19 protein-coding genes and 1 riboswitch are annotated in these 19302 nt (G+C 52.5%); of the genes, 17 read left to right on the forward strand and 2 right to left on the reverse strand.

Annotation, left to right across the window (positions count from 1 at the left end; all coding sequences use genetic code 11):
* Positions 1-46 precede the first annotated feature (46 nt).
* From VGK02_02410 to VGK02_02485, 16 genes are all read left to right on the forward strand, one after another.
* Positions 47-1588, forward strand: coding sequence for a cobyric acid synthase (locus VGK02_02410; GenBank protein ID HEY3373900.1), 1542 nt, complete (start codon positions 47-49; stop codon positions 1586-1588).
* On the forward strand, positions 1567-2526 hold the full coding sequence (gene cbiB, locus VGK02_02415; GenBank protein HEY3373901.1) for an adenosylcobinamide-phosphate synthase CbiB: 960 nt from the start codon (positions 1567-1569) through the stop codon (positions 2524-2526). Before VGK02_02410 ends, cbiB begins: the two co-directional genes overlap by 22 nt.
* Before the next feature lie 2 nt (positions 2527-2528).
* The gene (locus VGK02_02420; protein HEY3373902.1) at positions 2529-3065 is read left to right on the forward strand and encodes a cob(I)yrinic acid a,c-diamide adenosyltransferase; all 537 of its coding nucleotides are present in this window, start codon (positions 2529-2531) and stop codon (positions 3063-3065) included.
* Positions 3065-3946, forward strand: coding sequence for a hypothetical protein (locus VGK02_02425; protein HEY3373903.1), 882 nt, complete (start codon positions 3065-3067; stop codon positions 3944-3946). Before VGK02_02420 ends, VGK02_02425 begins: the two co-directional genes overlap by 1 nt.
* A complete protein-coding gene (gene cobD, locus VGK02_02430; protein HEY3373904.1) occupies positions 3943-5070 on the forward strand; it encodes a threonine-phosphate decarboxylase CobD in 1128 nt (375 codons plus the stop codon). The genes VGK02_02425 and cobD overlap by 4 nt, the downstream gene beginning before the upstream one ends.
* A 3-nt stretch (positions 5071-5073) precedes the next feature.
* On the forward strand, positions 5074-6447 hold the full coding sequence (locus VGK02_02435; GenBank protein ID HEY3373905.1) for a cobyrinate a,c-diamide synthase: 1374 nt from the start codon (positions 5074-5076) through the stop codon (positions 6445-6447).
* Between the two features lie 28 nt (positions 6448-6475).
* The gene (locus tag VGK02_02440; GenBank protein HEY3373906.1) at positions 6476-7564 is read left to right on the forward strand and encodes a precorrin-8X methylmutase; all 1089 of its coding nucleotides are present in this window, start codon (positions 6476-6478) and stop codon (positions 7562-7564) included.
* Positions 7565-7583: 19 nt separating this feature from the next.
* Positions 7584-8705, forward strand: coding sequence for a cobalt-precorrin-5B (C(1))-methyltransferase CbiD (cbiD, locus tag VGK02_02445; protein ID HEY3373907.1), 1122 nt, complete (start codon positions 7584-7586; stop codon positions 8703-8705).
* Positions 8699-9331, forward strand: coding sequence for a precorrin-6y C5,15-methyltransferase (decarboxylating) subunit CbiE (gene cbiE, locus VGK02_02450; protein ID HEY3373908.1), 633 nt, complete (start codon positions 8699-8701; stop codon positions 9329-9331). The genes cbiD and cbiE overlap by 7 nt, the downstream gene beginning before the upstream one ends.
* Positions 9332-9335: 4 nt before the next feature.
* A complete protein-coding gene (gene cobI / locus VGK02_02455) occupies positions 9336-10064 on the forward strand; it encodes a precorrin-2 C(20)-methyltransferase (protein ID HEY3373909.1) in 729 nt (242 codons plus the stop codon).
* Positions 10065-10132: 68 nt separating this feature from the next.
* Positions 10133-10888, forward strand: a complete 756-nt coding sequence (cobM, locus tag VGK02_02460; GenBank protein HEY3373910.1) for a precorrin-4 C(11)-methyltransferase — start codon at positions 10133-10135, stop codon at positions 10886-10888.
* A 37-nt stretch (positions 10889-10925) separates the two neighbouring features.
* The gene (locus tag VGK02_02465; protein ID HEY3373911.1) at positions 10926-12044 is read left to right on the forward strand and encodes a cobalt-precorrin 5A hydrolase; all 1119 of its coding nucleotides are present in this window, start codon (positions 10926-10928) and stop codon (positions 12042-12044) included.
* Positions 11942-12754 carry a precorrin-3B C(17)-methyltransferase gene (gene cobJ / locus VGK02_02470; protein ID HEY3373912.1) on the forward strand — a complete coding sequence of 271 codons (813 nt, stop codon included), beginning with the start codon at positions 11942-11944 and terminating at the stop codon, positions 12752-12754. Before VGK02_02465 ends, cobJ begins: the two co-directional genes overlap by 103 nt.
* Positions 12751-13512 (forward strand): precorrin-6A reductase, encoded by a 762-nt coding sequence (cobK, locus tag VGK02_02475; protein ID HEY3373913.1) that lies wholly within the window; start codon positions 12751-12753, stop codon positions 13510-13512. The genes cobJ and cobK overlap by 4 nt, the downstream gene beginning before the upstream one ends.
* 327 nt (positions 13513-13839) lie before the next feature.
* Positions 13840-14283, forward strand: coding sequence for a hypothetical protein (locus VGK02_02480; GenBank protein HEY3373914.1), 444 nt, complete (start codon positions 13840-13842; stop codon positions 14281-14283).
* 49 nt (positions 14284-14332) lie between these two features.
* Positions 14333-15769 carry an MFS transporter gene (locus VGK02_02485; GenBank protein ID HEY3373915.1) on the forward strand — a complete coding sequence of 479 codons (1437 nt, stop codon included), beginning with the start codon at positions 14333-14335 and terminating at the stop codon, positions 15767-15769.
* Between the two features lie 120 nt (positions 15770-15889).
* On the opposite strand, the gene VGK02_02490 is transcribed toward VGK02_02485, so the two are convergent.
* Complete coding sequence (locus VGK02_02490; GenBank protein ID HEY3373916.1) at positions 15890-16888, reverse strand: hypothetical protein; 999 nt, start codon at positions 16886-16888, stop codon at positions 15890-15892.
* A gap of 311 nt (positions 16889-17199) precedes the next feature.
* Here VGK02_02490 and VGK02_02495 point away from each other — a divergent pair, with 311 nt between their 5' ends.
* Entirely contained in the window at positions 17200-17865 is a 666-nt protein-coding gene (locus VGK02_02495) for a hypothetical protein (protein HEY3373917.1), read from the forward strand.
* 67 nt (positions 17866-17932) lie between these two features.
* Here VGK02_02495 and VGK02_02500 read toward each other — a convergent pair whose 3' ends face one another.
* The gene (locus VGK02_02500; GenBank protein ID HEY3373918.1) at positions 17933-18838 is read right to left on the reverse strand and encodes an aldo/keto reductase; all 906 of its coding nucleotides are present in this window, start codon (positions 18836-18838) and stop codon (positions 17933-17935) included.
* A gap of 191 nt (positions 18839-19029) precedes the next feature.
* A riboswitch (cobalamin riboswitch) is annotated at positions 19030-19212 on the forward strand.
* Positions 19213-19302: the final 90 nt, after the last annotated feature.

Genomic DNA, 19302 nt, shown 5'->3' on the forward strand with positions numbered 1-19302 from the left:
TGACCTAGCAAAGCGGTTACGTAGCGCCACAGAGGAGACCGTATAAATGTTGGCGAAAACATTGATGGTTCAGGGAACATCATCAGATTCCGGGAAGAGCTTGCTTGTCGCTGCGCTCTGCCGTATTTTTGCCGGCAAAGGTGTCCGGGTCGCTCCGTTTAAGAGCCAGAATATGGCGCTTAACTCATTTGCGACACTCGACGGGGATGAAATTGGGCGGGCTCAAGCCCTCCAAGCCGACGCGGCGCGCATTGAGCCGACCGTCGACATGAATCCGATTCTACTAAAACCAACCGATAAACAACGCTCGCAGGTGATTGTTCGAGGTAAGGTATATAAAACGCTATCCGCCCGCGAGTATTACCGGGAGAAGACCGACCTTATTGCCATCGTTGAGGAATCGTTACACCGCTTGCGGACAACATATGATCTGGTTATTATCGAAGGTGCCGGTAGCCCGGCCGAGGTTAACCTAAAGAGCGAAGATATCGTCAATATGCGCGTCGCAAAGCTCGCGAAGGCGCCGGTATTGCTGGTCGGCGACATAGACCGCGGCGGTGTTTTTGCTTCGCTCGTGGGTACGATTGAGCTGCTTGAGCCGGATGAGCGCGCCATAGTAAAAGGGCTCATAATAAACAAATTCAGAGGCGATGTAACTCTGCTCGATTCGGGGATAGAGTTCCTTACGGCAAAAACCGGCAAGCCGGTGCTCGGGATTGTCCCGTATCTTATGGATTTAAAGCTCGACAGTGAGGACTCGCTGGCGCTTGAGAAGACGAATAGGGTAAGCAACCCCATTATTAATATAGCGATCGTGCGACTGCCCCATATTGCAAACTTTACCGACATAGATGCACTCGCACACGAGCCCGGGGTAGCAATTAGCTATGTTGCGCCCGGTGAACCCATTGATAACGCCGATCTGGTTATCATCCCCGGCACCAAGAACACAATGGAAGATATGACAACGCTAAACAAAAGCGGCATGTCGGAAGAGGTGCGGCACTGTTATGCGCGTGGCGTACCGGTGGCCGGCATATGCGGGGGATACCAGATGCTCGGCCATACAATTAGCGACGAGTACGGTATAGAATCCGATCAGCGCAGGGTTGCAGGTATCGGTTTGCTCGAATGCGAAACGCGGTTAAACCCGTCAAAAGTGACGGTTCAAGTGAAAGCTCGGGTCGAGGGCGAAGGAAGCATCTTTAGCCCGGTACGGGGTGCCAACATCAACGGTTACGAGATACACATGGGCGAGACGGTGCTCTTTCGGGGCGCGAAAGAAGCATTTAGAATTATAAAGCGCGGTTCAGACGCGTGCGATATTTCCGATGGTTGTGTTTCAAAGGACGGCTTGGTATTCGGCACTTACATTCACGGCCTGTTTGATAACGGCGCCCTGCGAAAATCGCTTATAGACTATATCAAATCACAAAAAGGGCTTGGCGCAGACAGCAGCGGAATCGATTACAGTGTGCACAGGCAAGAGCAACTCGATTATCTGGCCGATACGGTAATAAACAGCCTGGATATAGAGAGTATTGAGGGAATAATAGGAGCAGGGGTATGTGGGTCCAGGTTGCGATAGCCTACATGATAGATGCCATCATTGGAGAACCTCGCGGCATCCCGCACCCGGTTGTACTTATCGGGAGGCTCATATTGCGGCTTGAGCGCATGCTATATTCCGAGGGCGCAAAGTCCATTCAGCAGAAGCTTCGCGGAGCATTGCTCGTTATAATTGTCGTTGCCGTGTCGACGGTTGTTACTTGGGGAATTATTTGGGCCGCTATGCTTGCCCATCGAACCGCTGGCTTTATCGTTTCTATCGTGCTGCTATCCACCACAATCGCAACGAAGGCACTCGTAGGCAGCGCCAAAGACGTGGCGGAAGCGTTATCGAACGGGGATATAAACGAAGCCAAAACCAGAGTCGGGCGGATAGTCGGCAGAGATACCGCCGCGATGAAAAAGCGCGACATTATTCGGGCGACAATCGAGTCGGTTGCCGAAAACGCCGTCGACGGGGTGATTGCCCCGATACTTTTTGCGCTGATCGGTGGGGCGCCGCTCGCGATGGCGTATAAAGCGATTAACACGATGGATTCGATGATCGGCTATAAAAACGAGCGCTACGGGGATTTCGGATGGGCGGCCGCAAAGCTCGATGACCTGGTAAATTACATACCCGCCCGTATTTCGGTCGCAATTATAGGTTTATCCGCATTACTATACGGTCGCGATGCAACCGGCGCGTTTAGGATCGCCAGGCGTGACGCACGACGCCATGCCAGCCCAAACAGCGGATTTCCTGAGGCGGCAATCGCGGGAGTGTTTCGCCTGAAGCTCGGCGGTACTAATTATTATGCAGGTGTCCCGCGGAAAACCGGCTTTATCGGGGATGGCAAGGGTGCGCTGAGCGAGAAAATTATAGATGAGGTAAACCATCTGGTGTTTATTTCGTCGGCCTTAACTATCCTGCTAGGGCGGGCGTTCATCTATGTTGTAGATTTTATTCCGAGGTAACCATGGATAACAAAGCAGGGCTTGGCTTATTACATATTTATACGGGCGATGGAAAAGGTAAGACAACGGCGGCAATCGGGCTCGCGCTTCGTGCGGCCGGAGCCGGATTTAGCGTTTGCATCATCCAGTTCATGAAGGCAAAGACCGAGGAATCGCCGGAGATAACCGCGATCAAACGCTGTAGCAACGTGACGGTAAAACGTTTCGGCGGTAACCTGCTGGCTCAAAACCACGAACCGGAAGAAGATATTGAACGGGAGATCGCACAGGGAATTCAAGAGGCCGAGCGGTTGGCCCAACAGGGCGCATGCAACCTGATTGTTTTAGACGAGATCAACTTGGCGCTTTCTATGGGGCTGGCGCAGCCGGCCGCCGTTGAACGCCTTATCGATGCCTGTAAAGGGAAAATCGAGCTGGTGTTTACCGGTCGGAATGCTCCGCAAGCGCTGATAGATAAAGCCGATTATGTATCCGAGTGCAAGATGACAAAACACCCGTTTGAACAGGGCATACACGCACGCCGGGGGATCGAGTTTTGATGAAGGCTACCATCGCAATGCCTGGGAGCTGCGGCGAGCTTGTCCAGGGCATAATAGACAGCCATGATATTCATATAACCTGCCCGATTAATAGATTTTCAATAGCCCACGTACGCGTGAAGCCGCGGGGAGGCTTGCAGGCGCCGGCAGGTCTTAATAAAACCGCGGACGCGGTAACGAAGGCTCTTGAGTTGATCGGTACGGTAAACAGTGCTGAAATCGAAATCTCAAGCGATCTGCCGCACGGTAAAGGCATGGCCAGCAGCACCGCAGACATCGGTGCCGCGCTTTCAGCGCTATATATGGCTTGCGAACGTACGGTGACGGAGCGCGAGTTGGCGCAGATCGCACTTGCGGTTGAGCCCACAGACGGCACGCTTTTCAGCGGTATTTTTGCGTTCGATCACATTAATGGGGAGGTTTGCGAGCGAATCAGCGACGCACCGCCCATCGATGTTATAGTCCTCGAGCCGACGGCAATTGTCGATACCGTAACCTTCAACCGCGCGAAAGAGACACCAATGCTTGATACCTACATCGTTCGAGAGGCGTATGAAATGGCGGTTGTCGGCCTGCAGTCCCTGGATATTAAACTAATCGGTGAGGCGGCGACTATAAGTGCGGTTGCCAATCAGGCAATCTTACCTAAGCGAGATCTGCAGGACGTTATAGATGCGACCAAGCGGCGCGGTGCACTTGGCGTTAACGTCGCCCACAGCGGCACAGTCATGGGCATATTGGCCGAGCGTGGTTATGCCGGGCGCTTGCTCGATAAGATAGCGTACCTGGTACCGCGCACCTGGGATGCGTATGTAGTCTCGGTTATTAACGGGGGCGCGAGAGAAGCAACCGCCGATCCGGTGGTGGTGAATAAGACGTGAGCCTATCGGAACGCTTGCATAATCAACACCTTACGAAACACGGCGGCAACGCTAAACAGCTGGCACAAGAACTCGGCATCGAAGTGCGGGACATTATCGATTTTAGTTCCAACATTAACCCATACGGCCCTCCCGCAAGCGTCATTAAGGCGGCACGGCAAGCCCTTGCAAATATCAACGAATATCCCGAACAGGATGGGGAATCGCTGGCTGAATCCATAGCCGGTAAGCTCGATATCCCTCCCGATTCGGTCGTTGTGGGCAACGGTGCGATCGAGCTCATCTCGCTCGTCCCGCAAGTATTTAAGCCGGCACGAGCGTTCCTTATTGTCCCGAGTTTTACGGAGTACGAAATCGCGCTTCTAAAAACGGGGATTGAGATAGAGTATTGCAGCGCATTCTCAAGAGAATCGGTATACAGAACTCTTAGGAACGTTGTGCTCAGAAACGGCTTTTATCACACTGAGGCAAATATGGTACTACTGGGCAACCCCAATAACCCCTGCGGCTACCGTCTCAGTAAAAACGAATTACTAGCCTTTATCGATGCAACCCCGCATACGATGTGGGTTATCGACGAAGCATTCATCGAGTTCACGAAGGATGCGGATAAGAACTCGCTGATCGTAGAGGCGCAGGAGCGCTGCAACATCGTTATCATACGGTCGCTTACGAAAACATTCAGCATCCCCGGATTGCGTCTCGGGTATTTGGTCTCCTCACTGGAAAATGCGGGTAGAATCAAAGAAGCGAAGTTTCCGTGGAGCGTAAACACGGTCGCGTTAGCCGCCGGTCGTGCCGCGATTGGTGATGAAGCCTTTGTGGCGGAGAGCACGGCGAAACTATCACACGAGGCGCAGCGGGTGTTTAATGAGCTTTCCCAAATCGAGGATTTGACGCCGTTTATGCCGGAAGCGAATTTCATATTTGTCCGGATCGAGAACGGCGGGGTGACATCGCAGGTTCTGCAGCGGCAGCTCTTACGCAAGGGTTTGGCCGTGCGGGATTGCAGTACGTTCACAGGTCTTGACGAGCGGTATTTCAGGATAGCGGTTAAGCTGCCGGAGGAAAACGATAAGCTTATTGCGGCGCTTCGCGAATATTATTTAGGGACGGTGCGTTAACATATGACTGATACAAGCTCAACTATATATCCACGGGTCGTGATAGCCGGGGTTTCGAGCGGCGCGGGCAAGACAACACTATCACTTGCAATCATGGCGGCGATGACGCGTCGCGGCCTTGTTGTTCAAGGGTTTAAGGTAGGACCCGATTTTATCGATCCGGGATACTATCACACGGTTACCGGACGGTACGGGCGAAATCTCGATACCTGGATGGTGGGCAAAGAGGCCGTCGCCTCCTGCTTAATAAATTCGGCCAAATCGGCCGACATTTCGGTGATCGAGGGCGTTATGGGTATGTTCGATGGTAAAGCGGATAACGCCGCAGGCAGCACTGCGGAAGTATCGAAAGTCATCGGCAGCCCGGTTGTTCTCGTTATCGATTGCGCCCGTATGGGAGAGAGTGCAGGCGCGATTGCATTCGGATATAAGCACCTCGACCCGGGGGTGAACCTACAGGGCTTTATTATGAACAACGTGGGAAGCGACCGTCACGAGGCGATGGTGCGGCACGCCATCGAACAGGCGACCGATTTACCCGTTGTAGGCGCTATCCGCCGCAACACATCCATTCGTATCCCGGAGCGCCATTTAGGTCTTGTTACCCGGCAAGAGATAATGCCGCCTCAACATTACGTCGATACGCTCGCGGATATGGGCGAGCGGGGTATCGATATAGACGCGATTCTTTCAATCGCGAGGGGCGCGGGCGACCTGGCGCCCGCTCAAAGTGCAAACTATAAAAATCGCACTGCGGGGGATCATGTAAAAATCGGCATTGCGCTTGATAAAGCGTTTAGTTTTTACTACCACGATAATTTCGACCGGCTCCGTGAATCCGGCGCCGATCTGGTGTTCTTCAGCCCGCTTAGCGACCCGCATCTGCCCGAAGATATCGATGGGCTTTACCTGGGCGGCGGGTATCCGGAGGTATATGCACAGGAACTTGCGGCAAACCAGACGATGGCTTCAGAAATCCGATGCGCCGTAGAAGACGGTATGCCGGTCTATGCTGAGTGCGGCGGGTTGATATACCTGTCCAGTGCGATTGAGAACTTTGACGGCCGCACGCACAGTATGTGCGGGGCGCTTCTAGTAGACTACAAGATGCAGCAGCGCCCGACGCTTGGTTATCGCGAGGCCACGATGTTAACCGACTCTGTCGTAACGGTACCGGGTGAGGTAGTGCGAGGCCACGAGTTCCACTATTCAAAAATAGCGCGCGTAGGGGAGCAGTTAAGCGCGGCGTACCGGCTAGACAACGGCGCCGAAGAAGGTTTTATCTATAAGAACACACTAGCGTCGTATATACACCTGCATTTTGCGGGCAATCCGCAAATTGCCGGGCGATTTGTATCGGCATGCCGGTTGAGCTAATCGAGAACCGATCCGAGAAGGAGATTGAATGAGCACTGGTTTTATTGTTTTAGGACACGGGAGCAAGGTGCCCGAGACCGTCGAGACTCTCAAAGATATTACAAATTCCTTAAAGAGAAGGCTACGGCTCGACCAGGTTAGATACGCCGCACTCCAGTTTAATACGCCGACGCTTCCCGATGCGATCGAATCGCTTATAAGCGGCGGAATAAACGATATCGTAATTCTGCCCTTTTTCCTTATAGAGGGCAACCATATGCGCCAAGATATCCCGGAAATTATATCCGATGAAAAGCGAAAGCACCCGAGTGTTTCAATTACCCTAGCCGAACACATCGGTGCAGACGACAGAATTGTCGAGATTCTAGCCGACCGCGCTCATATCAAAGCCTCGGACAGTATGAAAAACCAAGAAGACGCAAACGATGAAGGAGGTGCGAATAGCGCACCGGGAGCATGCAATATAACCGGGGATGGCAGCAAAAAACTTCAAGAGCCCCGGCAGATCGAGGAAGAGAGCTTTAGGATTATAGAAGGTCTGGTAGATTTACGTGCGCTGAGCGAGGTGGAGCGTGCAGTTGTGACTAGAATGATCCACGCAAGCGGCGATGTACAGCTATTAAGCGCGATTGATATAAGCGACGGCGCCATCGACGCCGGTGTCCGTGCGATTCGTGAGCCCTGCGCTATTATTACAGACGTGCAAATGGCGGCAACCGGTATAAGCACGGCACTCGCAAAGGTGTATAATAACGAGGTGCTCTGCAAGGTAAACGACCCGGAAGTCATTACAGAGGCGGAGACGTTAAAAAAGACGCGAAGCGCCGTAGGCATAAGGTCGCGCGCCAACCACATTGCGAACGGTATTGTTGTGATCGGTAACGCGCCGACGGCGCTATTCGAGCTTTTAAGCATGGTCCAAGAAGGGTTCGAGAAACCGGCGCTTGTAATCGGCACACCGGTTGGTTTCGTCGGTGCCGCCGAATCTAAAGAAGCGCTTCGTGCGTCCGGTTTACCGTATATAACCGTTCGGGGGACGCGCGGCGGCAGCGCGCTCGCAGTCGCGGCGGCAAACGCCGTGCTGAAATTGGCAACTCAAAGAATAACTCCAATGTGACAAGGCTTGGACGGACATTATGAGAACGGTATCGAAGACCGGCTTTGCTAACAGGCGGCTCAGACAAGGATATACGACCGGTACGTGCGCTACTGCCGCCGCGACTGCGGCGGCGCAAATGCTTACCAGCGGCGCGCCTGTTGGGAGCATAGAAGTAACGCTGCCGGGGCGGGTGAAAGCGACATTCGGCCTTGTCGAGCCTCACATTGCAGCCGGTGAAGCATCGTGCGGCGTCACAAAAGATGCCGGTGACGACCCGGATACGACCGACGGGATGATAATTTTCGCGAAGGTCGAGTGGTCGGAGCAAGCCGGAGTTACCATAACCGCAGGCGAAGGGATTGGAATAGTAACGAAACCGGGCCTCGCCATCGCGGTCGGAGAGTATGCAATAAATCCGGTTCCCCGTAGCATGATTCAAAATAACGTTGGCGCGATTATCCCCAGCGATCGTGGTGTAACAGTAACGATTTACGCCCCCGAGGGCGCCGAGCGAGCCAAAAAGACGTTCAATGCGCGCTTGGGTATAGTCGGGGGGATTTCTATATTGGGTACGACAGGTATTGTGCGGCCGATGTCGGTCGCAAGCCTTAAAGCCTCTCTCGTACCGCAGATAGATATCGCTCGGGCTGCGGGTTACACAACAGTCGCTTTGGTGCCGGGAAATATGGGCGAGAGAGTAGCGCGAAAGAAACTAAAATTTCCGGAAGACGCGGTAATTCAGATGAGCAACTTTGTGGGTGACATGCTTACCTGCTGCGTTAAAAGAGGAATTCAGCGTGTGGTCCTGGTCGGCCACATCGGCAAAATCATAAAGGTTGCCGGCGGCTATTTCGATACGCACAGCGGCGAAACCGATGATCCGGTCGAGATAATGAAGAGACTCATGCGGCAGCATACGCGCGACGTTGCGCCGATGATGTATATGCTTAAGGTAAATACGGCCGAAGAAGCGGCACAAGGCCTATCAAAGATGGGCTACGCACGCATCCTCGACAAATTCGCTGAGGAAGCGACAAACCAGGCGCGTGCTTGCGTAGATAACAAGATCGATATCGGCACCGCAATAACGGTGCTGTCAGGCGATATAGTCGCCACCGATACGGCGGCAAAGAAGATCGTAAGGGAAGCGAAATGGTAACGGTAATTGGAATGGGGCCGGGCAGCCGCGAGTACGTAACGCCCGCAGCCAAACAGAGCATACAAGAGTCCGACATTGTGATCGGCGCACGGCGGGTATTGGATATCGCGGTGTTGCCGGGCGTAATCGGGATCTCCGGTAAAGAAGTGTACGAGGTAACCGGCAATATCGATACAACGCTGTCGCTGATACGCAAAAACTGCGAAAAGCATGTCGCTGTATTAGTAAGCGGCGACCCCGGTTTTTATAGCTTACTGCAGACAATCCGGACTCGTATGCCCGACATCGAGGTAAGCGCGGTTCCCGGTATCAGCTCTATGCAGTTGCTCTTCGGTCTTATCGGCGAGAGCTGGTACGACGTGAAATTTATTTCGGTTCACGGGCGCCCGATCGACGTGCTCGACGTAGCGGCGCAGGGTCACAAGAAGATTTGCATACTAACGGATACATCGCTTACCGGCGAGATCGTCGCTCGTTACCTACTCAGCCTCGGCATAGCGGGTAGAGCGGTAGCAGGAATGCATCTATCGTACCCAAATCAGCAGGTTATAGACACCACAGTTCAAGAGCTTGCCTCAATGAATGGGCTTGAATCGTGCGTATTGTATATAGAGGTCGAGGGGTAATGGTATGATATGGGGTAAGCTATACGGGCTTGGGATCGGTCCGGGTGACGCCGAACTCTTAACACTAAAAGCGGTTCGCATTCTGAATTCGGTCGATGTGATCTTTGCACCGCGCCCGGCTCCGAAGCGCGACAGTCTGGCACTTGCCATCGTCAAACCCATACTCGATGGTACGGCTGACGTGCGAGAGCTCGATTTCCCTATGACTAAAGACCCGAACGACCTGGACGCGCATTGGAACAGAGCAACAGACGAAATCGCTCAGATTCTGAGTGAAGGAAAAGACGCGGCGTTTATAACGCTAGGCGATCCGTTCTTTTACAGCACATACATTTACCTATACGAATGTCTGCGGGCAAAATATCCAGAGATCGCAATCGAGACAGTACCCGGAATCAGCTCGGTTTTTGCGTCGGCATCGGCCGCCGGTGTTCCGCTGGCGATAGGCGATGAAAGCGTAGTGATCATGCCTGTACCGGACAACTTTGACGTGCTGCACTCGTATGCGGGGCAAGCCGATACAATCATCCTTATGAAAGTGGGCGGCAAATTGCCCCGGCTCATAGAGGCGCTTGCCGAGCTCGGCCTGGAAAAAGACGCGGTTCTTGTGCAAAGAGTATCACAGGCAAGCCGGGAGGCGATTATCAAAGGTTTATCGAACCTATCGAATGAAGAGTTGAAATCGGCAGGATATTTGTCCACGGTTATCATAAAAACACATGGCGTAAAGTAAAAATTAAAGTAAAAGCTAAAGGAAAAACACTAGGAATAGGTATCGCAGCATAAAGTAGGAGGCGCTGGATGAAGGTATATTTTATTGGAGCAGGGCCGGGCGACCCCGATCTTATTACCGTTAAGGGTAAACGACTTATTACCGAGGCGGACGTCGTAATCTATGCGGGCTCGCTTATTAATCCGCTATTGCTTGATAATTGCAAACCCGGTTGCGAGTTGCACGACAGCGCCCCACTGAATCTCCCGGAAATCTTAGCGCTATACAAGGCTGCGGTGCAGGACGGCAAAACGGTTGTGCGCTTGCATTCGGGTGAACCCAGCCTTTACGGGGCGATAAAAGAGCAGATAGACTGGTTGGAAAGCCAGGGGATCGAGTACGAAGTTATTCCGGGTGTAAGTTCGTTTAGCGCGGCTGCGGCGGTACTCGGCGTAGAACTGACGCTGCCCGCCGTATCGCAGACCGTGATCATCACGAGGATGGCGGGACGGACACCGGTTCCTGCCGGTCAGGACATAGCGTCGCTCGCCGTGCATGATGCCACGATGTGTATATTTTTAAGCGTCCAGATGATCTACGACCTGGTAAAAGAGCTAAAATCCGGGTATAGCGGCGACACGCCCATTGCGGTGGTGGAGCACGCTTCGTTACCCGACCAACGCGTGGTTCGCGGCACGCTCGATACCATAGCAGAGAAAGTATCGAACGCAGGCATTAGAAAGACGGCCATGATTATCGTCGGCGGCGTCCTCGAGTTTGAGTACGAGCTATCGAAGCTCTACGATCCGTCTTTCGACCACGGGTATAGAGGCGCCATCGAGTAATATAAAGAGGCGCCAAGCCAAGACTTAGAGGTTCATTATGAAAATCGCCGTATTCGCCGTTACGGAAAACGGCGAACGCATTGCGAACAACATAGACGCCGGTCTTAACGATAGTGTCACAATATACAAAGCACCAAAACCGGTGCAGACCAAAGTCGCAGATACCGAGCAAAAGCCGCCCTGGTTGCTGGATGCGGTCCGCGATGCATTTGCGCGATACGATGCCCTGGTCTTTGTGTCGGCGACGGGTATCGCCGTGCGTGCGATAGCCCCGCATATCCAGGCAAAAACAACCGATCCCGCCGTTATCGTTGTCGATGACACGGCATCATTTGCGATAAGCCTTCTATCGGGTCATGTGGGGGGCGCCAATGCCCTTACCATGAGGATAGCCGGCGCCACAGGCGCGGTTCCCGTCATAACGACCGCTACCGACCGAGCCGGCTTACCCGCACTCGACCTGTTCACGAAAGATATGGGTTTTCGAACCGGCGATATGGCCGCGTTTCGAAGCATAACAGCAGCAATTCTGCGCGGAGAAAGCGCGTGCGTCTTTACGAACTTACCGCTTGCGGATTGGGATGAGAGGTTACGCAAAGCGTACGATATACGTCCGCTTAGCGAAATTGAACCACACGCCGGCGCCTATTCGCATATCGTAATTGTACCGAGCACCGCAGGGGATATGATAACCTCGACAGATGAAGCAGCGGCCCAAAAGATTGAAGCTATCATAACAAAAGCCGCAAGCGATTTAGAGCAAAACATGTTAGTTTTGCAGCCGAGGCAAATCTATGTCGGGATCGGCTGCAGGCGAGGCGTTGCTGTTGCTGAAGTGCAAGAGGCCATAGAAAAAGCGCTGGATATGGTAGGCTTGCACGCGTACAATGTAAGAGGCTTTGCGAGCATTGATATTAAGCGAGATGAAGCAGCGCTGTCCGAAGCCGCCAAAGTTTACAATGTTGATGTTGTTTTCTTCCCGGCAAGCGAGCTTGATGCGCACGCACCGGGCTCTTCCGATTTTGTGAGAGATACGGTAGGAACAGGAGGAGTATGCGAACCCGCAGCGATACTGGCCTCGAAGGGTGGAGCGTTGATACTTCCGAAAACGGTCTTTGGAAGGGTAACCGTTGCGATGGCAGAGGCGGAATCTTAGTCGTCGGCCTCGGCCCCGGCAGCGAGGGCTACATGACGTGTGATGCCAAAGAGGCATTAGAAGCAAGCGACGCCATAGTCGGTTATAAAAGCTATATACGAGCCGTTTCAGAATTGGTGGATGGGAAGGAAGTCTATCAATTCGGGATGCGGAAAGAGATAGAGCGCTGCCAAAAAGCGATCGAGCTTGCCGTTGGCGGTAAACTTGTGACCCTGGTAAGCAGCGGCGACCCCGGCGTATACGGAATGGCCGGTCTTGTCCTCGAACTCGTGGGCGAGCACGAAGACATCGACATTGAAGTCATTCCCGGTGTGAGTGCGGTTAACGCAGCGGCATCGGCACTTGGTGCGCCGCTCATGCATGATTTTGCGGTCATAAGCCTGAGCGATTTGCTTACTCCCTGGGAAGTAATCGAGAAGCGTCTTCGCGCTTCGGCATCGGCCGACTTTGTGGTCGCCCTCTACAACCCGAAGAGTTCAAAGAGAAAATGGCAGATAAAGACCGCTCGTGATATCTTTATACAATTTCGAGACGTGAGAACCCCGGTCGGTTTGTATGCTCGCGAGGGCGCGGAGCAGCGTTACATCATCAGCGATCTGGTCAGCTTCGTTGAATTACCCATCGATATGAACACGACGGTTATCATCGGCAACAGTCAAACATATGTTAGGAACGGGAAGATGATAACGCCGCGAGGATATAAATTATGATCCTCATCCTTGGAGGAACGACCGAAGGCACGCAAGTATTAGCAAAGCTTATAGATAAAGGGCAGTATGTAACTATAAGTACCGCTTATGCATATGCCGGTAGTTTTATCCCCCGGCATGAGCTCGTTAATCACATTTCAGGTAGGCTAACGCTCGAAGAGCTTATCGAGCTGATAAACGAAAATACTATCAAGGTCGTTATCGATGCCACGCACCCGCATGCAACCGTTATCAGTGAAAATGCACGTACGGCGTGCCGGATGACCGGCGCTCGCTACATAGCTATCGAGCGCGAAACCGCAACCTGGAACGCCGGTGAAACAATACATGCCGTTAGCTCTAGCTTAGACGCGATTAGAAAAGCATGCGAGATCGGCAAGATAATATTTTGTGCGACCGGGTCGAAGGACGCGAAAGTATTTAGAAGCGAAGCACAGCGAACCGGAAGGAAGCTCTATATCCGGATCCTGCCGCAAGAAGAGTCAATTGAGATTTGTAAGCAAGCGGGGTTTGCAGATGACGAGGTCGTCACGGGAACAGGGCCGTATAACGTTGAAGATAATTACGAACTCTGGAAGCGGCTTGGCATCGATGTTCTGGTTACCAAGGAGAGCGGACGCGCAGGCGGCCTCAATGAGAAGCTTGATGCAGCGAGCAAACTGGGTATACACGTCGTCATAGTTCAGCGGCCGCCGACGGCCGCCGGCAGTAGTGTCAACGAGGTTGTCGAGGCAGTCCTGAGAGAAAATGGGATTTAAGATTGAGGCTTAAGGAATTATCCTTACTCTTTTTACTTCATTTGCTGCCTCAAAGCGGAACCGTTATAGTGCAGGACGAAAGCGTCTAGGTAGTCGTGGCCTCCACATGCATAAACAACTTCAACGAATCAGCACGTCGATCATGATGGTTCTTATCGCTATAAGGTATCGGGTGAGTTAAATATTATATATATTGCAGGGCTATAAACTAGCAAGCTACTTCGCACAAACTATTAGCTGCTTGCTTTTGACCCACGGTAACCGCACTGCTAAACTAGTAAATACGGCGAATCCAACCGCCGATTTTTTATTATTTGAGTGATCAAAATGCAGTGTAAAAATCATCTGAATCGTGAAACCAACGTATCGTGCGCGAATTGCGGCGAAGGGATATGCCCCGAATGCATGGTATACACGCCGGTCGGCATAAAATGTAAGGAATGTGCGACGCCAAACAAGGGAATGTTGCGGCACGGGAAACCGCTCCAATATGTGGGGGCAGCTGCGGCGGGCTTAGGGGCTTCATTCATTGGCGGCCTCATTCTCGGCTTTTCAGTCGGAGGATTTTTCCTGGTCGGGCTGTTTTTAGGATACTTAGTAGGCCTCGCAGTGAAAAAAGGCGCCCAGGGAAATCGAGGCCCGGCCTTCATGGCGATAGCCGGTGTGACGACATTGGCCGGTCTTGTTGGGGCAGGCCTCGTAAGCAGGCCGATGAACCCTTTATTTATCATTATTGCGGTAGCTATTGCGGCGTACCAGCTTACCGAGTAAGCGTGAGCGCGTAGCAACAAGACCGTATAGCAGCGGAAAGACCGTATGTATGAATTTGCCTAGAAGAAACTCTATTACAGACAGCAATTATCATTGGTTCGTTTTAGCAACGGTGTTTATTGGCACGTTCATGGCGCCGCTCGATTCAAGCATCGTTAATATCGCGATGCCGACGCTCTCGAAATTCTTCTCGGTCGATATCACGACCATCGGCTGGGTCGCCACCGCGTATCTGCTGGCGACGTCGTCGCTGCTTCTTACGGCAGGCAGGCTCGGCGATATGATCGGGCACAAGCGTATTTATATTGCCGGATTCGTAACATTCACGACGGCTTCTGCGTTGTGCGGGCTTGCAGGCGACATTCAGCAGCTTATCGCCTTCCGGGTGATCCAAGCGCTCGGAGCCACATGCTTGATGTCTACCGCGCCGGCAATACTAACCGACGCGTTTCCACCCAAAGATCGGGGAAAGGCGCTCGGTATGATCGGGGTAGCCGTATCGATAGGCTTAACCGTGGGCCCTTTTCTGGGCGGCATTATCCTGTCGAATTTCGGATGGCGATGGATATTCTACGTAAATGTGCCTATCGGCATTGTCGCAGTTACGGTGGCCTCGTTGATTCTGCGAGAAAGTAAGCCCAGCACGAGCAAACGGTTCGATTACATGGGCGCCGGTACGGCATTTGCGGCGCTGCTTTCGCTGCTTCTAGCTTTAAGTATGGGGGATAGATGGGGCTGGTCGTCAACAACTACGATCGCGCTATATGTTACCGCCATACTCTTTAGTGTGCTGTTCATCATGGTCGAGAAAAGGGAAGAAGATCCGATGCTCGATCTATCACTCTTTAAATTGAGATTATTTAGCGCGGCAAACGTGAGTGCGTTTATCAACTATGCGGCGATGTTCGTAGTAACATTTCTTATACCGTTCTATCTGATATATGTGCTAAAAGAGACACCTCAAAAAGCCGGTACGATCATGACGGCAATTCCGTTGACAATCGCGATTGTGGCGCCGATTTCGGGTGCGCTATCGGACCGGATCGGCTCGAGGTTGCTGTCATCGCTCGGGCTCGGCGTTACGATGCTGGCATTGATCGGTTTGTCACAGACTAGTGTTGCCATGGGTGTTATGCCTATCGCCGTGTTACTGGGGGTTCTAGGTTTCGGGTCGGGTTTATTCCAAACGCCGAACTCGAGCGCGATTATGGGTTCCGTCCCAAAAAACCGCCTCGGCATAGCGTCGGGCATGCAGGGCACTATGCGTAATGTGGGCATGGTGCTGGGTATAGCGCTGGCAGGTGCAATAGTGGACACGATTGCACCAAACGGCCCGGCGGACATACATCTAACGTCGGCGATTCACACGTCGTTTATCGTTGGAGCCGCAATAGCGGGCCTTGGCGTCGTGACCTCACTCGTGCGGGGGAGTCAAACGAACGAACTGCACCAGTACGAGCAGCGCGCCGGGGCAGAAATCGACTAGATTTGCGGCAAGCAGCGTGATGTGTTTAGCGTAAAATAATTACACAGCCCTTGCGTGCTGATTCCACCAGCCCTTCTTGACCGATGTTCCGCCGGGCGTACTTGGCACACGCCTACCGGTTTACGGTATTATTGACGCAGCATAGCGCCTGAGCTGGGTTGTCCTGTATATCTCGCCGTATGAATCGAGCTGTTTGTTTTCGATAAACCGGTGGAGGACAACATTTATGCCGGTGGTGCCGGAATTCGACCTGTTGATAAGTTCCTGGAAGAACTGCGGAACCGATTTATGCGATTTTTGTACCTGGTCGACGGCAAATGAAACGAATGTGAACGCCGCGCCGTAATAGTTGTTTTCATTCAAAAACGGCCCGGCCAGCCGCACGTTGGGTTGGTTGTAGTACTCGTTGACGTAGAGTGACGGGAAATTGCCGTTCATATACTCAGAATAGACGGCCATACCCTCATCAAGCCACTCGATATCGGCACCGCCGCTGCGGTAGAACAACAAGTGTTCGAACTCATGTGTAATCGTGTTGAAGGCCTCGGGCATATTGTTCTTTACCAGGCGGCTATTTAAATAAATAAGATTCAGATGGTTCTGACCTTCGACGTCTCGTGAATCAAAATATCCGTCCAAATTATTTGTATCCGTAATAAGCACAGCTATGCGCGGCACCTTTTTGCGGCATGCGGCGGTCGCGAAGTTTCGCGCATCAACCGGATAAATCTTGTTGTCGATTTGATTAACGAGCTTGGTCAAGAGCGGGGCCGGGATGGTTTCTGCGTTATCGACCCAAACATCCGAGTATTTGCCGGCCGCTTTTAAGTTTGCCGGAAGCGATTTCGTCTGGCGGCCCAACTCGTCATATAGGGCAAATGACCGTGTTTGATTAATTCGCGAAGTGGCAACGGCGGCCGGTGCAGCTGGCTTTGCCAGGGCGATCTGGGTTGGTGTTTTTGAGGATGTAGGGCCGCTTTTTTGGCGGATGACCGTTTGGTCTGTTAGACCTTGAGCCAATACTAAATAGTTAATAGCATAAAATGCGCTCAAGAAAAGGCAGAAAAATGTTAGAACGTATAGAGCTTTAAAGTAATGCTTCGAATAATCTACATCCACTAGGAATCAAAAACCTCGAATCAAGTAAATTCAAAGTTGCCATCTAAAAGGATAGTTGTTCGCTTACTCGATTTCAATTGCAAGCGGTAGCAGGGAAAACGCTGAGAAGCGCTCGGCGGAATTGATAAAACTGCAGCGCACAGGCTGCAAAGCACGCGGCCTCTATAATACAGAAATGACCAAGTAAGGGCAACAAATTTGATTTAGCTACTCATTTTCCCTGGTTATTATATAAATCGAAATAGTTAATTATGAAATTTCGTGGGTAAAATGTAGAAGAAAGTAACTCTGAATGTAAGGAGGCGAATATCATGGCTGAGCAGAGACGTGAAGCGCGCGCTGTCCCCGAAAACCAGCCAATGAATCAGCCGATGAACCAGCCAATGACGGGAGGTAACGTGACCCCGATGATGCGTACGAATGCTTCGCCTGCATGGTATAGCCGTGTAAGCTGGAGTGCCGTGTTAGCCGGTGTGTTCGTTGCTATAGCGGCACAGATTCTGTTGAGCGCATTCGGTGTGGCCGTTGGATTTGGAACGGCTACCGTAACGAGTCTTGCCGCTCTAAGAAGTGTTAGCTTGGGTGTTGCGGTCTGGACCGGGATCAGTGCAGTTATTGCGAGCTTTATCGGTGGTTATGTAGCATCACGAATGGTGGATGTCCAGTTTACAAGTGATGGTATATGGCACGGTGTTGTCGTGTGGGCATTTGCACTCATAGCAGGCATTCTTTTCGGATTAATCGGCGGAGCGGGCTTACTTGGTTTAGCGGCTAACTCTATAGCTGCGCTTCGTACTGGTATCCCAGCGACAATCGGCGGTACCGTCGCAACCACGTTGGCTCGGGACGCCGGGTACTTCTTACTCGGTTCGCTTCTGAGCCTCGCTGCCGCCGTACTCGGCGGGTGGCTTGGGTCTGCGAGGATGAGCAGGTCTCGTGCAATGAGCGCAATGAGCAGAGAACGTATGGCTGCCTAGTAAGTAGTCACACATAGTTCTGGTATTAAACATACAGCAAATGCGCCGCCCGAAGGCGGCGCATTTGCTATGCCGACTCGAGCCACTCGGGATGCATCGACGTACTGTCGTGTGCCGTCGTTGTCTTGTACGTTTCGTATTTGCCGTTTTCGGATACCGGAGCGGTGCGGTTCAGGATTTCTTGAACCTCGATATCGCTCAGCGGGTGGAACGTTGTTGCAGCCTCGATTGCCTGGTCGAGGTCACGCATCGACTGCACACCGGTTATCACGACATCGGTTGGGAGATTCATGGCGTAATGGAGGGCGTCTATCGCGCTCACCGTGTGCGTGTTAAACAGCCGGCCGGCGCTAAGAGGTTTCATGCCGAGCACGCCGATATTTCGCTCAACCAGTACCGGCAGAACTTTTCGGGCAAAGCTATGGTAGTGGTGGGCATCGAGTACGTTAAGCGGCATCTGCACCGTGTCCCATGCAAAACCCTGGTTTAGCATCTTAAGGTGGATATCCGGGTCTTTATGGCCCGTAAAGCCGATGAAGCGAATCTTGCCCGCATCCCGCGCGTCAACAAAGGCATCAATCGCTCCCCCGGGCGCAAACACACGGTCCGGGTCGTCCCGCCGGATTACTTCGTGAATTTGCAGGAGATCGATATGATCTACCTGCAACCGCCTGAGGCTTTCGTCGAGCTGCTCGCGCGCGGCTTCGTTCGTTCTCCCGTCTACTTTGGTCATGAGGAAGGCACGATCGCGGTAGCCGCCCTTGAGCGCTTTACCCATGCGGCGTTCGCTCTCCCCGTTATGGTAATCCCAGCTGTTATCCAGGAAATTAACGCCCCGGTCGATTGCCGCGCGAACTATCGCGACGCCGTCAGCCGGATTCTCCGGAATACCGATATGGAAACCACCAACACCGATAAGCGATACCTGCTCACCGGTTGAGCCGAGCTCGCGATACGGTATCTCCTGAGCCATAAAAACTCCTTCTCTCGATAGGTCGTCCGACATGGATTTTCCCGATCATGCCTGCACGTAAACTAGGTGCATTGTGGAGTTAGAACAAGGTATGCGATGAAGTAGCAATCTGTGGTTATTATCTATGCGAACTCACAGCATTTGCGGCACGTGATTGACAACATCGTGATTGCTTTATACAGTTATCTTGGAAAGTGAATATGTGCCGAGGTGCCGCTTTAATAGCGGAGAATAGGGAAGCCGGTGCGAATCCGGCGCGGGCCCGCCACTGTAAACGGGGAGCCGCCCGCTGATGCCACTGAGCGTTGCTCGGGAAGGAGCGGGACGGTTATGAACCGTAAGCCAGGAGACCTGCCTCGGCGATTACGACGCTCAACGAGGAAGGAGTGTTAATAATTGTGCATCGCTATGTGAGAATATGCATTGTACAACAAGTATGTTAAAACCCCTCGTTTAACGAGGGG

It is taken from the genome of Candidatus Aquicultor sp. (assembly GCA_036504445.1).
In the GTDB taxonomy this organism is placed as follows: Bacteria; Actinomycetota; Aquicultoria; order Aquicultorales; family Aquicultoraceae; genus DASXVE01.

Excerpts from the sequence above, each read along its gene's own strand:
- VGK02_02410 (HEY3373900.1), top strand. The coding sequence starts at position 47 with ATGTTGGCGAAAACATTGATGGTTCAGGGAACATCATCAGATTCCGGG.
- cbiB (HEY3373901.1), top strand. The coding sequence starts at position 1,567 with ATGTGGGTCCAGGTTGCGATAGCCTACATGATAGATGCCATCATTGGA.
- VGK02_02420 (HEY3373902.1), top strand. The coding sequence starts at position 2,529 with ATGGATAACAAAGCAGGGCTTGGCTTATTACATATTTATACGGGCGAT.
- VGK02_02425 (HEY3373903.1), top strand. The coding sequence starts at position 3,065 with ATGAAGGCTACCATCGCAATGCCTGGGAGCTGCGGCGAGCTTGTCCAG.
- VGK02_02435 (HEY3373905.1), top strand. The coding sequence starts at position 5,074 with ATGACTGATACAAGCTCAACTATATATCCACGGGTCGTGATAGCCGGG.
- VGK02_02440 (HEY3373906.1), top strand. The coding sequence starts at position 6,476 with ATGAGCACTGGTTTTATTGTTTTAGGACACGGGAGCAAGGTGCCCGAG.
- cbiD (HEY3373907.1), top strand. The coding sequence starts at position 7,584 with ATGAGAACGGTATCGAAGACCGGCTTTGCTAACAGGCGGCTCAGACAA.
- cbiE (HEY3373908.1), top strand. The coding sequence starts at position 8,699 with ATGGTAACGGTAATTGGAATGGGGCCGGGCAGCCGCGAGTACGTAACG.
- cobI (HEY3373909.1), top strand. The coding sequence starts at position 9,336 with ATGATATGGGGTAAGCTATACGGGCTTGGGATCGGTCCGGGTGACGCC.
- cobM (HEY3373910.1), top strand. The coding sequence starts at position 10,133 with ATGAAGGTATATTTTATTGGAGCAGGGCCGGGCGACCCCGATCTTATT.
- VGK02_02465 (HEY3373911.1), top strand. The coding sequence starts at position 10,926 with ATGAAAATCGCCGTATTCGCCGTTACGGAAAACGGCGAACGCATTGCG.
- cobJ (HEY3373912.1), top strand. The coding sequence starts at position 11,942 with ATGCGAACCCGCAGCGATACTGGCCTCGAAGGGTGGAGCGTTGATACT.
- cobK (HEY3373913.1), top strand. The coding sequence starts at position 12,751 with ATGATCCTCATCCTTGGAGGAACGACCGAAGGCACGCAAGTATTAGCA.
- VGK02_02480 (HEY3373914.1), top strand. The coding sequence starts at position 13,840 with ATGCAGTGTAAAAATCATCTGAATCGTGAAACCAACGTATCGTGCGCG.
- VGK02_02485 (HEY3373915.1), top strand. The coding sequence starts at position 14,333 with ATGAATTTGCCTAGAAGAAACTCTATTACAGACAGCAATTATCATTGG.
- VGK02_02495 (HEY3373917.1), top strand. The coding sequence starts at position 17,200 with ATGGCTGAGCAGAGACGTGAAGCGCGCGCTGTCCCCGAAAACCAGCCA.
- VGK02_02500 (HEY3373918.1), bottom strand. The coding sequence starts at position 18,838 with ATGGCTCAGGAGATACCGTATCGCGAGCTCGGCTCAACCGGTGAGCAG.